Here is a 14081-nt window from a genome sequence, read left to right as displayed (position 1 = left end):
CGTATCTGGGGAGATGCCAATATTGTGCTTATGCTACTGTTTTTTTAGCTAAAAAGTAAGAGTAAGATGGATTTTTATTAATTAAAATCAATATGGGCGAAATTAATCAAATAGATACGCTCACGAAGTGGCTGACCGTTTTATGGAATTTAATAGAAAGCTGAGTATTCGCGATGAATTGCTATATGAGATATATCTTGTATGGTGTAGGACGTTAATTGGGAATCATCTTGGATTAATAGGCCAGGTATATATCGTGCTTCAGAATAGAGTTATATATCCGTCATACTTGAGGCGGTATCTTTATTGGCTGGGTTTATTTATGAAAGTCTGTACTTCAATTTGAAGCCGAGGATATTGATATAGTAACAGACACCTTGAGTTAGAACGGTTATCGGCTGTTAATCGCTAAACGTGAAGAACGCCGGGGTCAGATGGTTACCCGACTGCTTAGCCCTGAGGGGGTACTGACAGGAGTTCACTCCATGGTTACGCCATGACATCCAATAACAATCATGAGCCTGCATTTCAATCAGGCTCATGACTGTTAAGTAAACATTTACGGCATGGAGCGCGAGACTCACTTTGTAATACGCAGCCTGACTTAAAATGTTGCGTCACCAGTGGTGAAATGCGGATCAGACTATTGTCAGTACACCCCACCGTGCCTTCACTCAGACCGTGATTGCAGCCACAAAGCGACGGGTAATTTGCTGAGGGCGAGTGATCGCGCCTCCTACTACTACCGCGTGCGCCCCCAGAGCCAGACAGCGAGCAGCCATTTCCGGTGTTTCCACATTGCCTTCTGCAATCACTGGCAGGTCAACTGCGGCTAACACTTCACGTAGAAAACGGAAATCCTCCTGAGCCAGCTTTTGCCCTGCGGTTTCTTTGGTATAACCGTGTAACGTAGTCCCCACACAATCAAATCCCAGATAGCTGGCATGCGTTGCCTCTTCCAGGGTAGCGATATCTGCCATCAGCAGTAACGAGGGATATTTGGCCCTAATCGCTGCGATTAGTTCCGGTAACTGCAGCTCGCCTGGTCGCTGATGGAATGTGGCGTCCAAGGCAATCATCTGTGGTGCTACGATCATCAACTCATCTATTTCTGTCATCGTCGCGGTGATATAAACCTCACTGCCTGGATAATCCCGTTTGATGATACCAATCACTGGCAACTCGACCGAACGGAGGATGGCTTTCACATCCTCCAGGCTGTTCGCGCGGATCGCCGCGGCCCCTCCCTGTTCGGCAGCGACTGCCATGCGCGACATAATAAAATCACTGTGCAAGGGTTCATGCTCCAGAGCCTGACAAGACACCACCAACTTTCCTTTAATTTGCTGCAAAATCGACACACTCATAAATCCATTAACTCCTCTACTTCATTTTTAATGATGGTCACATGTGGGCCGTAAATCACTTGAACGCCATTACCGCGAACGATAACTGCACGTGCGCCAGTGGCTTTTAATCCTGTTTCATCAACACACTTGCTCTGTTTCAGCGTGATGCGTAAACGCGTGGCACAGCAATCCAGTTCCACGATATTGTCTTTACCACCCAATGCTGTCAGAACATGCTGCGCACGCGCTGTTCCAGGTGGTGCCGTTTCTGTCGCTGCATCATCACCGCGCCCCGGTGTTTTGAAATTGAAGCGAAGGATCAGGAAACGGAATGTGAAGTAGTACAAGAAGAACCAGGGGATACCGACCAATGGCACGTACATCCAATGGGTTTTGGCTTCCCCCTGCAAAACACCAAATAGAATAAAATCGATAAAACCGCCGGAAAACGTTTGGCCTATGGTGATGTGCAGAATATGGGCCAGCATAAAGGCCAGACCGTCAAATACCGCATGGACCACATACAGCGCCGGGGCAATAAACAAGAATGAGAATTCGATAGGTTCAGTGATCCCGGTGAGGAAAGAGGTCAGCGCCGCAGAAAGCAGCAGCCCACCAACAAGTTTGCGGTTTTCAGGCCGTGCGGTTTGATACATCGCCAGGCAAGCGCCAACCAGGCCGAACATCATGGTAATAAAGCGGCCAGACATAAAGCGTGCGGTGCCGATGTAGAATTGCTGCGTGTTGGGGTCGGCCAGTTGTGCGAAGAAGATACGCTGTGTTCCCTCCACGAGTTGCCCGTTGATTACTTCACTGCCACCGAGAGCTGTCGTCCAGAAAGGCAGATAGAAAATATGATGCAGGCCAAAAGGGCCAAGCATGCGCAGTACAAAACCGTAGATGAAGGTTCCCACATAACCGGTAGCATCCACCAGACCGCCCAAACCAAAGATTACCTGCTGGAAGTGCGGCCAAACCAGGGTCATCAATCCCCCCACGCCAATCGCCGCCAATGAACTAATGATGGGAACAAAGCGGGAACCACCAAAGAAACCCAGAAACTGCGGGAGAGCAATCTTGTTGTAGCGATTATGCAAATACCACGTCACTAACCCGATAATCACCCCACCGAATACGCCAGTTTCCAGTGTCTGAACCCCCAAGATCATCCCTTGTCCCACCGCGCCGAGATTATCCGTTGCCAACGAACCGTTAATCTTCAACAAGGCGTTGATGGTGGCATTCATCACCAGATAAGCAATTAATGATGCTAACCCCGCAGTGCCCTTATCACTTTTTGCCAACCCCACAGCCACGCCCACGGCAAACAGCACCGCCAGATTGGCGAACACGGTAGAACCCGCGCTGGCCATAACGATGAAGATACCTTGGAGCCAACCGACATTCAGGAAAGGGTAAGCTTCGACGGTATTCGGATTGGAAAGCGCCCCACCAATCCCTAGCAGCAGCCCGGCTGCTGGCAGAACGGCGATAGGCAACATAAATGATTTACCAAAAAGCTGAGCTTTTTCAAACCAGCCTCCTGACTTTGTCCCCTCTAACTTTGACATAAATCCCCCGCTTAAATTGTTTTTATGGTGAAAATTATTACCACAAATTAAATATAATTTAGGTAATTTTTTTCAAAAGGATGATGGATTTCACAATTAGCGAATTTAGCTGGCGGGAGATGAAGGCTTTCCGTCACAATAGAAACAGGAATAATCAGAAGGGTAACTTGATGAATACTGGAAATTTGTTATTACGCCTCAGACAAGATTTGGCCGGTTACAGCCCTACGCTGCAAAAACTTGGGAATTTTGTCATCGAAGAATCATCCAGAGTTATCTACTTTACCATCACTGAATTAGCCCGCGAGAGTGGCACCAGTGAGGCCAGCGTGACCCGTCTGTGCCGGCATTTGGGCTGCAAAGGTTACACCGAATTTAAAATGATATTGGCGCTGTGCGTACAGCAAAGCCAACCAGAGATCGCCTCCAATCTGAGCACTACGGAAAACTTGGTAGAAGAAAGTGTACAAGCGCTGCGTGATACCGGAGCCTTACTTGATCATCAAGCACTACAACAGGCTGCGCAGGCGTTGCATCAGGCAGAAACAGTGCAGATTTATGGCGTAGCGGCCAGCGCGATTATCGGTGACTTCTTGCAATACAAACTGTTGCGTGTGGGTAAACCAGCCCTGCTATTCAGCGACATGCACCGTGCGGCGATGAATGCTTCTTCACTGGGCCTGAATGATATGCTGATTGCCATTTCCAGCTCTGGTTCCACCAAAGACATTTTGCACGCAGTAACGCTCGCTAAACAGCGCCAAGCGCGGGTAATAGTTATCAGTAACACCCAACGCAGTCCTTTGGCCAAACTGGCCGATACGCTATTGGTAGCGGCAAAGCCCGAAGGCCCACTCAACGCTGGTACGCTTCCGGCTAAAGTTGGCGCAATGTTGTTGGTGGAGTTTATCGTTGCAGAGCTGACAAAACGCGATCCTGCCTACAGCCAATCCATTCAGGACACTGCAAGTGCAACATTCCCTCTGTTGCTTTGACGCCAAACCACAACCCTGATAATAGAATCGGTTTTGAAGGGGGTGGCTGCGTTTTGGGGTTCCGGTTGAGTAGACATAGAGGGAGGGTAATCGTACAAAAACCGGCACTGTTGCAAATAGTCGTTAAGGGTAAGTTTTCTCTCCGGTTAAAACGTACAGGCAGCTTAGAAAGCGGGCTTTTCTAAATAACAGTGTCACGGTTTTAACTCATAGTGAACAACTGAGTGGCAGCTAAAAATTATTGAATATAATGATCTGGTCAAAGAATAATTGTCATTATTTAACCAACAGGTATTACATCCTCGGGATAAATAAAATCCAACTCAAGTTCTGATCTTCCCGTCTTCCCCTCTCCTCGGACTGTATATGTACAAGGATTAGGGAAGAGGGAAGTTGTTCTCGTTGGCTAACGTTACCCTTACTGCAGCTCAGGCCAGTAGTCCTTGTTAGCTTCAATCAAGTCATCAAGTATCGCTTTAGCAACCGATGCGCTCGGCACAGTCTTGGACAGTGTAATGGCTTGCCACAGCTTCTGATAAGAGCGGTGTTCCCAAGCATCGACCACCAGCTTTTCTACCGCCACCTGCTGGCTCATCAGCCCTTTCTGGAATTGCGGGATATTGCCAACCACCAGCGGTTCAGGGCCGTTCTTGCCAACCAGACATGGGATCTCGACCATGGCTTCTGGGTCGAAGTTATTAATGGCACCGTTATTTGGCACAATCAGTAACATGCGTTCTTGCGTGTTGAAGGCGATGGCTGTTGCCAGATCGACGATGTAAGAGGCATGCTCATCGATTTCCAACTCGCCTGCCGAGGATTTACCCGCCTGGATAATGGCATTGCAGGAGCCGAAAACGTGCTTCTCGCGGTGATCCATGACCTCGTTAGCGCGGGTACGCTCTGGGTTGGAATGCGCTACTACGTAGTCCGGGAACAGATAGTATTTCAGGTAAGTATTCGGGAAGGTCTCTGGATCCAACGCCCAGACATCTTTTGCTTTGGCAAAGGTGTCATTCCAACTCGCCTCGGTACTCTGTTCATCTGATGGCGGAACGTAGCCAAATTTAGCCACATATTCGCGGATTTTAGGCATCAAATCGTTGCCCTGTAGATCCTCAATCGATGTCCACCAGCCGAAGTGGTTCAGCCCGTAGTAACGCACGCGCATCTCTTTGCGGTCTTTCAGACCAGCAATTTGCGCCATGCGGCTTTCAATGCCAATTGGCATATCGCAGATGTTGAGGATTTTCGCCGTTGGGCGCAGACGACGGGTTGCTTCTGCCACAATCGCCGCTGGGTTGGAATAGTTTAGCATCCAGGCGTTTGGCGAGTATTGCTCCATATAGTCGACAATTTCCAGCACGCCGCCGATGGAGCGCATACCGTAAGCAATACCACCTGGTCCGCAGGTTTCCTGGCCAAGCACGCCGTGGCGCAGAGGGATTTTTTCATCTTTTTCACGCATCGGGTATTTGCCCACGCGGATGTGTGCCATCACGAAATCTACATCGGTAAATGCTACTTTGGGATCCGTGGTGTAGCTGAATTCGATGTCTGGCGCCTGTTCTTTCAGGATGATTTTGCACGCTTCGGCAATGGTTTCCTGGCGCGCACCATCGTTATCATAGAATTTCAGCGCGCGCAGCGGGAAACGGTGCTGGTTTGCCAGTAACATCAGTACGATACCAGGAGTGAAGGTGCTGCCACCGCCAGCTACAACTACTGAGAATTTATTCATGATACTGCCTCCGTCATGGATTTAAGTTCGCTCGAAGAAGAGTCTTTCATCAGGTTTTCGATCTGGTCGCGGACCTGCGGGACATTCAGCCCCACAATCACCTGTATACCGTTGCCGCGTCGCACCACACCGTGGGCACCCAGCGCTTTAAAAATGTCATCGCTTTGCGTCAGCGACATATCCACCAGGGTAATACGCAGGCGGGTCGCACAGTTGTTAACGCTCAGGATGTTGTTTGCTCCGCCAAGTGCTTCGAGAAAGCCGACAGCCTGGCTTTGTTTGGTTTCTTTAGTTACCGATGCCGTAGTTTGCTTGCGGGATGCTTGATAATCCGCTTTGCTATAGAGCTTGATTTCGGCCTCTTCCCGGCCCGGTGTTTTCAGGTTGAAGCGCAGGATCAGCAAGCGGAACACCACGAAGTAGAGACCGGTGAAGATGAGGCCGATGCCAATCTGGGTGAACATCATTGACGCATGGTTGTGGAACATCGGGATCCAGTTTTGTGGCAGGAACTGGTCAAGCAGGCCGCCGCCCATATTGCCCACCACGCCGCACATATACATTACCGTCGCCATGGTTGCGGCCAGAAATGCGTGGACGACAAACAGCACCGGCGAGATAAACAGGAAGGTAAATTCCAGTGGTTCGGTAATGCCGACCAGCATCGCCGTCAACGTGGCAGGGATCAGCAGACCTGCCACCTTCACTCGATTTTCAGGTGCGGCGGTGGCGTAGAGGGCCAGCGCAATCCCCAGGCAGCCAAATATCTTCGAGTTACCGTGCAGCGCAAAGCCACCTTCTGGGAATAGCGTTTTTAGCGGCAGCGTGCTTTGACTGAACTCCTGCAAATGCTGCGCCCAGTAAACCTGAATGCCGCTTTCCACTACTGCCGGGCCAAAGATAAATGGGCCATAGATGAAGTGATGTAGCCCCGTCGGGATCAGGATGCGCTCAAGGAAGGTGTAAACCCACACGCCGAGTGAACCCGCGCTGCGTAGGAACTCCTGCAATGATTCAATCCCCATCTGTACTTTTGGCCAACCGAACAGGGTAAGCCACGCACAAGGGATCATGGCGAAGAAGGCTACAATGACGACGAATGAGCTACCCTGGAAAATACCGAGGAAAACGGGAAGTGGCTTATCAAAATAGCGGTTGTGGATAGCGGTGACCAATCCAGAAATCACAATCGCACCGATAATACTGGTATCGAGAGTTTTGATGCCGGCAATCATAGTGAGCCCAGTTCCCGCCACTGGGTCGACGCTAAAATCAACGCCAAAGTAGTGACCCCAAGTCATTCCCATTGCGTTAATGAAGTAGTTCCAGGTCATGAAGCTGACTAGCACGGCCAGGCAGGCGCGGCCCTGAGCCTGTTTTGCCAGACCAATAGGTAAACCCACAGCGAAAATCAGTGGCATATTACGAAATACCGTCCAGCCACCTTCTTCAATAATATGGACGATTTGCGCAAATAAGTTATCGGGTGCAGTGAGCGCTTCGCCGACAAACATCGGGTTACTTAGCATAATGGCGATACCGACCACAATCCCGGCAAACGGGAATAGCAGGACTGGGGTAAACATTGCACCACCAAAACGTTGTATTTGACTGAGCATTTTAAATCCTCATGTAACAACCTGTAGGGGACGTGACCTTATTCTTTAACGCGGGTCTGAGAAGCAGAGTAGGGAGTTCATGAAGTGTTATCTTTGTCCGTCGCACCGATTCGTGATCACATTCATGGTTTTTGTTTGTACCAAGTTGTCTACTTTTTGTCATAAAGCTGTACATGACGATTTCCCATAGAACCTTCACGGGATGATGTTGATTACAACTTAAATAAAAACAGCATATTAGTTTATAGTATGTAGATTATTTAAGCGCAGTGCGAAACTCCAGAGAGGTCTACCAGTGATCTACAAATCCATAGCCGACAGACTACGTATCCGACTCAATTCTGCCGATTACAATATCGGCAGCCCATTGCCTGCGGAGGTTCGCTTGGCGGAAGAGTTTGGCGTCTCCCGCATGACCATTCGCAAGGCGATAGATTTGCTGGTGGGATGGGGATTGGTGGAGCGCCGCCACGGTAGCGGTACTTATATCGCGAAGAAAGATGTACATCATGAAACCACCAACCTGACTGGATTTATCGAGGTGATGCGCAATCAGGGTAAGGAAGTGGTAAGTGATGTGTTGGAGTTTACTATTATGCCCGCACCACCCGCTATCGCCAGCCAGTTGCGCATTAAGATTGATGAACGGATCTACTACTCGCGCCGAGTTCGTTCGGTCGATGGCAAACCTCTGATGGTAGAAGACAGCTACATGCCAGCGAAGCTCTATCGCAATTTGTCCGTTGCCCACCTTGAGGGGTCGAAATTCAGCTATATCGAAGATGAATGCCACATCATCGTGTGTGGTAATTATGAGAGCCTCACGCCTGTACTTGCCGATAAAAAGATGGCGAAGCTGCTGAATGTCGATGAGTTGACACCTATTTTGCGCATCACCTCGCTGTCATACAGCGACAGTGGCGATTTCGTGAATTACTCCGTAATGTTCAGAAATGCCAGCGAGTACCAGGTGGATTACCATTTACGGCGGGAGCATGTGAAAGTAGGCGTTGTTGAATAAATTGGGCAGTTAGCTTTTGTGGGTGAATGAGAATCGAAACACGGATAACGATGAAACAAGCGGAGTTGCTTATTTTAAGGGCGTTAAAATGTTACAAAAGTTACACTTGCAGAAAAAATGCACTCCTGTAACATTTTAATATATTGCTTCTGGTTTTTCCCTGGTGTTGACTAGACTGATGTAGTCACCTGACTCTTGTGGTCAGGTTTTTTTATCAACTTGTCTAATCATTATACGGGTGTGAGTACGGGACGGTAGTTGTACTAAAGTGCAATAATTCATTGCACTTTATGTCAGTCAATGGAGAAGGTGAATGCATTCTTGTTTCAAGAAGAGTGAAGAAATAATCGAGACACTACGTGATTATATTGATAGAAAACTCATCGACTATGATCGTCCAAGGTATACTTATATGGTGATCAATAAAAAGGACCCCGTCGATATTTTTATTGTCACTAGCTATCCGAACGAATGGGCTGATATTTACACCACCCATAACTACCAGCTTATAGACCCCGTAGTGCTGACCGCTTTCAGGCGATTCTCACCGTTTTCTTGGGATGAAAATATCACTGTCCTTTCCGAACTGAAATTATCCAAGATTTTTGCTCTCTCCAAAAAATATAATATCGTTAATGGTTTTACCTTTGTCCTTCACGATACGATGAATAATCTGGCGATGCTGTCACTTATCATGGACGATAATGTCCAGAAAGAGGTGGAAGGCAGAGTAGTGAATGACAGAGATCGGTTACAGATGGTTTTGATTGAAACCCATGAAAAGATGCTCACGCTAAGTCAAAATAAGATTAATGTTCTGGGCCTCAAGGGGACAGGTATATCCAGTAAAACCCTTTTATCTCCACGAGAAAATGAAGTACTTCATTGGGCCAGTATGGGTAAAACGTATCAGGAAATTGCGCTGATCACAGGCATTACATCCCGAACGGTGAAATATCATATAGGAAATGTGGTGAAAAAGCTGGGTGTGATCAACGCCAAACAGGCCATCAGGCTTGGCGTTGAACTGGAACTGATTAAGCCGGTTCTGGCATGACGGGCAGCGCCATAGGCCATGCACTCAATATTGAGTCTGAATCTTGTAACCTTTGGTTAACCTGTCGAAGCAGTTGTGTCTGGTTATATTGATCTGTCGGAAGACAGAGCAGATAGATAGGTTCATTTTCGGTGACATACGCTTCTTTAATCACCTCAACCTGCCAGCCTGAACGTTTAAGTATGGTCAACATAGCCCGGCTGACGATAGTATAAATACCCGTGTATCCATGATGTCTGGAGTAATTTATAATCGACAGAAAGAACACATAACTGATGGGAAAAGTCCCCCCAAAAAGCAGTTTTGCGCGGGTTTTATCAACGAAGAAACGGCTCGACTCAATATAACCCTTTCCGGGTAACGCGATATCCTCGAAGAGGGTGGTGAAAGTATGCGTGATCATATTGGGTAAATGGAGATCGATAAAACGAACACTACAAATTAATTGACCTTGATAAATACCCAGGAGATAACGCGTATCTGGATTATCATATTCATCAAACTCCATTCCATTGCTGCAATTTACCGCCCAGTTAAGGCGATCCTTAAATGTTTTTTTCCTCAGTTTATACAGGTCCTCAGACCGTATATCAGTCAACTCATCATATTTGACATCAAAAATTTCTAACATGTAATTTCCTGATATTTAATACTGCCAGAGTGTTATATGTAAGATCGCCTTTCATCATCATAAAGTAAGTTGTTGTATTCGGAAACTACCGTAAGTGTCATATGTAATCTCTCTTGTTTAGAAAAATTGGTTGTTTGGGGCACAATGCGGTGACCGTCAAAAAAAATAGTAAGGCTACTCGCCGTTTTCTACATTCCTGTTCACTGCCCAATTCTGGGCTCACCAGTCCAGTCGGAAAAATAACCCAGCAAGTGATGTTGGCAATGCCCGCTTAACCGCAGCCCCTCAGAACACCGATCCGCATTAGCTCTGGGGACGCCAATTCGGAACCCACCAAAAGGAGCTGGTCGGCGATTAGCGTTCCTTATCCTCTTTTTAGCATTTTTGCAGCCTGCATTTTGATTGTGACCAACTTCAACCTTTCTATTTGTGTGCCGATATTTGTTATTCCCTTTTTATTAACGCTGCCAGTATGGGCTCAGGATCGTGGGCGCTGTAGTCAGGCGGTATCTGAGTGAATCCCATGAAATGGCATTAATCATTTCATGGGGGGAATGAAAGTGGCCACCGTAGCAGCAGCGGGGATCGGGTTTAGAAAACAAGGGACACAATGGAAAAGGAACGGATTATTCAAGAGTTTGTTCCCGGTAAACAGGTGACTCTGGCTCATATCATCGCGCATCCTGGCGAGGATTTAGCGAAGAAGATCGGAGTTCCCGGTGCAGAAGCTATTGGCATCATGACGCTAACGCCAGGCGAAACTGCCATGATTGCTGGCGATTTGGCAACAAAAGCGGCGAATGTGCAAATTGGTTTTCTCGACCGTTTTACCGGTGCGTTAGTGGTGTATGGCTCAGTAGGCGCTGTTGAAGAGTCATTACAACAAACGGTCACAGGATTGGGAAATTTGCTCAACTATGCCGTGTGTTCGTTAACCCGGAGCTAATGATGATGCGCACTATTTTTGTTGGTGCCGTTGGTGCCGGAAAAACAACGTTATTTAATGCGTTACGGGGAGATTACTCTCTGGCGAGAAAAACGCAGGCCATTGAGTTTAACGACGAGGGTGATATTGATACCCCCGGAGAATATTTTAGTCACCCACGCTTATATCACGCATTAATTAATACGTTGGTCGAGTGCGAATTGTTGATTTATGTTCACGCTGCCAACGATCCTGAATGCCGCATTCCAACAGGCTTGCTGGATATCTATTCCCACTTGAAGCGCGTTGCCGTAATCAGCAAAGCCGATTTACCCGACGCAGATGTGGCAGGTGTAAAACAAATGCTGGCAGAGGTCGGATTCAAGCCTCCGATGTTCGTGGTGAACAGTAACTCGAGCACCAGCCTGGAAGCGTTTAAGGCGTTTTTGACTGAACAATACGGTCAGGACAAAAGGGTTAAATGATGAAAAAACTGATCACGGCGAATGACATTCGCACCGCACAAGCTCAAGGCCAAAAGAGTATTGATATCGTGTTGGCCGATTACATCGTGACGCCAGAGGCGCGAGTGGTTGCAGAGCAACTGGACGTCAAAATTATCGAGCAACTAACCGCCGAACCTTCAGCACCAACTGCTGCCGATGTTCAGGTAACCGCAGCGGAAAATGACAACACAATCGCTGAACGTCAGCGTATTCGTGAGCATATCTTGGCGCAGTTACCTGAAGGCAGCGTGACTGAAACGTTGTTATCCCAACTTATCGAAAGAGTGCAGCAGGAGCAGCGCGCGCAGAACCAGTCTGTTGCGCCGCCAAATACTACTCAGCCAAGTTTTCGCTCGGTTACGGGCAAAGGTGGCATCAAAGTGGTTGATGGATCTTCCGTAATGTTTGGTCGTTTTGACGGTGCGAAAGAGCATCAGGTGGGGCTTACTGATCTGATCACCGCTCAAGACGGCAGCAGCATGGCGGCAGGGTTTATGCAGTGGGAAAACGGTTTTTTCCCTTGGACGCTGAACTACGACGAAATTGACATGATTTTGGAAGGCGAACTGCACATCCGCCATCAAGGTGAAACGCTGGTGGGCAAAGCGGGCGATGTGATGTTTATCCCGCGCGGTTCCAGCATTGAATTCGGTACGACCAGCCATGTGCGCTTTTTATACGTGGCATGGCCCGCTAACTGGCAGGAATGCTAAGCAGGGGCACCTATGACAACCTTTATCACCGAAGACTGGTTACGCGCTAATCATACCTTGAGCGAAGGGAGTGAAATTCGTTTGCCGTCAGATAGCCGCATGACGCCATCGGCTCGCGAACTGATAGAAGGACATCGGCTGTTGGTGAAATTTCAGGATGAGCAAGGGCGATTATTTGTTGCCCCATCACTTGATACATCGCCCACAGCATTAATGGAAAGCGACGATACGGCCAAGATCCCCAAGTTGCAGGCGGTACATGGGCTTACCAGCCAAGATAGCGTTTCGGTTGCAAGCTGTGAGCTTTGTCATCAGACGGTGATGCATAAGCCCGATACGCTGACTCATCTCAATGCGCAGGTTATGGTCGCAAAAAACGATCCGCGTTTAGCTTTTCGCGCTCGTTTAGATGCCACCATCGCTATTGCCGTATGGTTGCAAAATGAGTTGAAAATGCTTGATTCTGCTCAGTATTGGCTGGCAGATATTCGCTCGTTACTCGGTAATATCATGCGGGCTGATGCCTTGGATATTCCCTTGGCTGCGCAAAAAATTGTGGGGCTGAGCACAGATGAACTTCACCGTTTATCGCATCAACCGCTCAAATACCTCGGGCACGATCACATTGTTCCAGATGTGACCCAGGGGCGCGAAGTCGCGCTACTAAATTTACTGCGTGTCTCGGTGCGAGAAACTGAAATTACGGCGGCTCAGGTTTTTATCGGTGCCGATTACCATGTGCACAAAGCTGATTTGCTTCAGGCTCTTAATCGCTTATCCAGTGCGGTGTATGTGTTGATGATCCTGTGCGTGCGTCAAAATATGCACCCAGGTGCATTGCCTACCACTGAACAGCTTAAGCAAAGGATCGCAAGTGGGGGCAGCTCATGTTAATTGATCGCTGTCGGCGGATGGCGCAAAGCCATCCTCGGCGGGTGGTTTTCCCTGATGCTCTTGATAAGCGGGTGCTGGAAGCCGCTCATTATTTATTACACCACAGTTTGGCTCAGCCAATTTTGCTGGCGAATCCCTTTGCTCTACGCCATTTCGCACTGAGTCAGCGCTTAACATTGGACGGCATGACGGTGATTGATCCGCAAAATGCCGATGATTGGCACCATGAGTTTTGCCAGCGTCTAACGCAGCGTTTGGGTGAGAAAACGCCCGCAGACTGTGACGAGAAAATGCGTCAGCCGCTGTGGTTTGCTGCTGCGATGGTGACTGGCGGTAAAGCTGATTTATGCATTGCCGGAAATCTCTCGTCAACCGCTGCCGTATTACGCGCAGGGTTACGGGTCATGGGGCTTCAGGCAGGAACCAAAACTCTGTCATCCCTATTTTTAATGCTGCCTCCGCAAGGTGACGAGGTGCTGGGTTTTGCCGATTGCAGCGTGGTTCCTCAACCAACCTCAGCGCAATTGGCAGATATCGCCATAAGCAGCGCTGCAACGTATCAAATGATTACGGGGGCTGAATCTCGCGTGGCGATGCTTTCGTTTTCAACCCGTGGAAGTGCCAAGCATTCGGCAGTGGCATCTGTTCAACAGGCCACTGAGATAGTTCGCCAGCGTTTACCGACGCTGATTGTTGATGGCGAATTACAGTTTGACGCGGCTTTTGTACCCGCGGTCGCGCGGCAAAAAGCGCCAGATAGCTTACTGGAAGGGCGCGCTAATGTGATGGTATTCCCTTCACTTGAGGCAGGAAATATCGGCTATAAGATTGCTCAGCGCTTGGCCGGATATCGTGCTTTAGGGCCGTTGATTCAAGGACTTAATGCACCTATGCATGACCTATCACGCGGGTGTAGCTCACGTGAAATTATCGAACTGGTGCTGGTGGCACAAACGCAATGCTCATTGTCCGTAACACCAGCAAAAGCAAATGGAGTCGCATCTGCTGTTGCGTAACTCCAGCCAGAAATGGCGGTATGCCCAAATTAGTTGGTGTGTA

At 48.5% G+C, this 14081-nt stretch carries 13 protein-coding genes and 1 pseudogene; 9 read left to right on the top strand and 5 right to left on the bottom strand.

All coding sequences use genetic code 11. The features are described from left to right. Positions 1-389: 389 nt before the first annotated feature. A pseudogene (locus A6J67_RS23770) lies at positions 390-500 on the top strand (glyoxalase); the annotation flags it as partial. Between the two features lie 174 nt (positions 501-674). Here A6J67_RS23770 and A6J67_RS22595 read toward each other — a convergent pair. Continuing rightward, positions 675-1367: an N-acetylmannosamine-6-phosphate 2-epimerase gene (locus tag A6J67_RS22595; protein ID WP_042569125.1), complete on the bottom strand. Its 693-nt coding sequence runs from the start codon at positions 1365-1367 to the stop codon at positions 675-677. After that, positions 1364-2920: a maltose/glucose-specific PTS transporter subunit IIC gene (locus A6J67_RS22590; protein ID WP_042569126.1), complete on the bottom strand. Its 1557-nt coding sequence runs from the start codon at positions 2918-2920 to the stop codon at positions 1364-1366. The genes A6J67_RS22595 and A6J67_RS22590 overlap by 4 nt, the downstream gene beginning before the upstream one ends. 167 nt (positions 2921-3087) lie before the next feature. Here A6J67_RS22590 and A6J67_RS22585 point away from each other — a divergent pair, with 167 nt between their 5' ends. Continuing rightward, entirely contained in the window at positions 3088-3915 is an 828-nt protein-coding gene (locus tag A6J67_RS22585) for a MurR/RpiR family transcriptional regulator (protein WP_032907332.1), read from the top strand. A gap of 418 nt (positions 3916-4333) precedes the next feature. Here A6J67_RS22585 and A6J67_RS22580 read toward each other — a convergent pair whose 3' ends face one another. Together A6J67_RS22580 and A6J67_RS22575 are read right to left on the bottom strand one after the other, a co-directional pair. Further along, complete coding sequence (locus A6J67_RS22580) at positions 4334-5656, bottom strand: 6-phospho-alpha-glucosidase (protein ID WP_032907299.1); 1323 nt, start codon at positions 5654-5656, stop codon at positions 4334-4336. Further along, the gene (locus tag A6J67_RS22575) at positions 5653-7275 is read right to left on the bottom strand and encodes an alpha-glucoside-specific PTS transporter subunit IIBC (RefSeq protein WP_005189909.1); all 1623 of its coding nucleotides are present in this window, start codon (positions 7273-7275) and stop codon (positions 5653-5655) included. Before A6J67_RS22575 ends, A6J67_RS22580 begins: the two co-directional genes overlap by 4 nt. Before the next feature lie 295 nt (positions 7276-7570). Here A6J67_RS22575 and A6J67_RS22570 point away from each other — a divergent pair, with 295 nt between their 5' ends. Further along, positions 7571-8296 (top strand): GntR family transcriptional regulator, encoded by a 726-nt coding sequence (locus A6J67_RS22570; RefSeq protein WP_005189905.1) that lies wholly within the window; start codon positions 7571-7573, stop codon positions 8294-8296. Positions 8297-8609: 313 nt separating this feature from the next. Continuing rightward, positions 8610-9353, top strand: coding sequence for a helix-turn-helix transcriptional regulator (locus tag A6J67_RS22565; RefSeq protein ID WP_080608438.1), 744 nt, complete (start codon positions 8610-8612; stop codon positions 9351-9353). On the opposite strand, the gene A6J67_RS22560 is transcribed toward A6J67_RS22565, so the two are convergent. Further along, entirely contained in the window at positions 9334-9984 is a 651-nt protein-coding gene (locus A6J67_RS22560; protein WP_032907296.1) for an acyl-homoserine-lactone synthase, read from the bottom strand. The genes A6J67_RS22565 and A6J67_RS22560 overlap by 20 nt on opposite strands. Before the next feature lie 610 nt (positions 9985-10594). On the opposite strand from A6J67_RS22560, the gene eutS reads away from it, so the two are divergent. Genes eutS through pta form a run of 5 tightly spaced genes read left to right on the top strand, consistent with a single transcriptional unit; the run spans position 10595 to position 14038 of the window. Further along, on the top strand, positions 10595-10930 hold the full coding sequence (gene eutS / locus A6J67_RS22555; protein WP_025801761.1) for an ethanolamine utilization microcompartment protein EutS: 336 nt from the start codon (positions 10595-10597) through the stop codon (positions 10928-10930). A gap of 2 nt (positions 10931-10932) precedes the next feature. Beyond that, positions 10933-11394 carry a EutP/PduV family microcompartment system protein gene (gene eutP, locus A6J67_RS22550; protein ID WP_032907294.1) on the top strand — a complete coding sequence of 154 codons (462 nt, stop codon included), beginning with the start codon at positions 10933-10935 and terminating at the stop codon, positions 11392-11394. Further along, positions 11394-12128 carry an ethanolamine utilization acetate kinase EutQ gene (gene eutQ / locus A6J67_RS22545; RefSeq protein ID WP_005189890.1) on the top strand — a complete coding sequence of 245 codons (735 nt, stop codon included), beginning with the start codon at positions 11394-11396 and terminating at the stop codon, positions 12126-12128. The genes eutP and eutQ overlap by 1 nt, the downstream gene beginning before the upstream one ends. Positions 12129-12140: 12 nt before the next feature. After that, a complete protein-coding gene (eutT, locus tag A6J67_RS22540; protein ID WP_080608437.1) occupies positions 12141-13022 on the top strand; it encodes an ethanolamine utilization cob(I)yrinic acid a,c-diamide adenosyltransferase EutT in 882 nt (293 codons plus the stop codon). Further along, positions 13016-14038, top strand: coding sequence for a phosphate acetyltransferase (gene pta, locus A6J67_RS22535; RefSeq protein ID WP_032907292.1), 1023 nt, complete (start codon positions 13016-13018; stop codon positions 14036-14038). The genes eutT and pta overlap by 7 nt, the downstream gene beginning before the upstream one ends. Positions 14039-14081: the final 43 nt, after the last annotated feature.

It is taken from the genome of Yersinia sp. FDAARGOS_228, from assembly GCF_002073315.2.
Taxonomy (GTDB): domain Bacteria; phylum Pseudomonadota; class Gammaproteobacteria; order Enterobacterales; family Enterobacteriaceae; genus Yersinia; species Yersinia intermedia.
This window is presented reverse-complemented; position numbering and strand designations above follow the sequence as displayed.

Excerpts from the sequence above, each read along its gene's own strand:
- A6J67_RS22595 (WP_042569125.1), bottom strand. The coding sequence starts at position 1,367 with ATGAGTGTGTCGATTTTGCAGCAAATTAAAGGAAAGTTGGTGGTGTCT.
- A6J67_RS22580 (WP_032907299.1), bottom strand. The coding sequence starts at position 5,656 with ATGAATAAATTCTCAGTAGTTGTAGCTGGCGGTGGCAGCACCTTCACT.
- eutP (WP_032907294.1), top strand. The coding sequence starts at position 10,933 with ATGATGCGCACTATTTTTGTTGGTGCCGTTGGTGCCGGAAAAACAACG.
- pta (WP_032907292.1), top strand. The coding sequence starts at position 13,016 with ATGTTAATTGATCGCTGTCGGCGGATGGCGCAAAGCCATCCTCGGCGG.
- eutT (WP_080608437.1), top strand. The coding sequence starts at position 12,141 with ATGACAACCTTTATCACCGAAGACTGGTTACGCGCTAATCATACCTTG.
- eutS (WP_025801761.1), top strand. The coding sequence starts at position 10,595 with ATGGAAAAGGAACGGATTATTCAAGAGTTTGTTCCCGGTAAACAGGTG.
- A6J67_RS22565 (WP_080608438.1), top strand. The coding sequence starts at position 8,610 with ATGCATTCTTGTTTCAAGAAGAGTGAAGAAATAATCGAGACACTACGT.
- A6J67_RS22560 (WP_032907296.1), bottom strand. The coding sequence starts at position 9,984 with ATGTTAGAAATTTTTGATGTCAAATATGATGAGTTGACTGATATACGG.
- eutQ (WP_005189890.1), top strand. The coding sequence starts at position 11,394 with ATGAAAAAACTGATCACGGCGAATGACATTCGCACCGCACAAGCTCAA.
- A6J67_RS22575 (WP_005189909.1), bottom strand. The coding sequence starts at position 7,275 with ATGCTCAGTCAAATACAACGTTTTGGTGGTGCAATGTTTACCCCAGTC.
- A6J67_RS22590 (WP_042569126.1), bottom strand. The coding sequence starts at position 2,920 with ATGTCAAAGTTAGAGGGGACAAAGTCAGGAGGCTGGTTTGAAAAAGCT.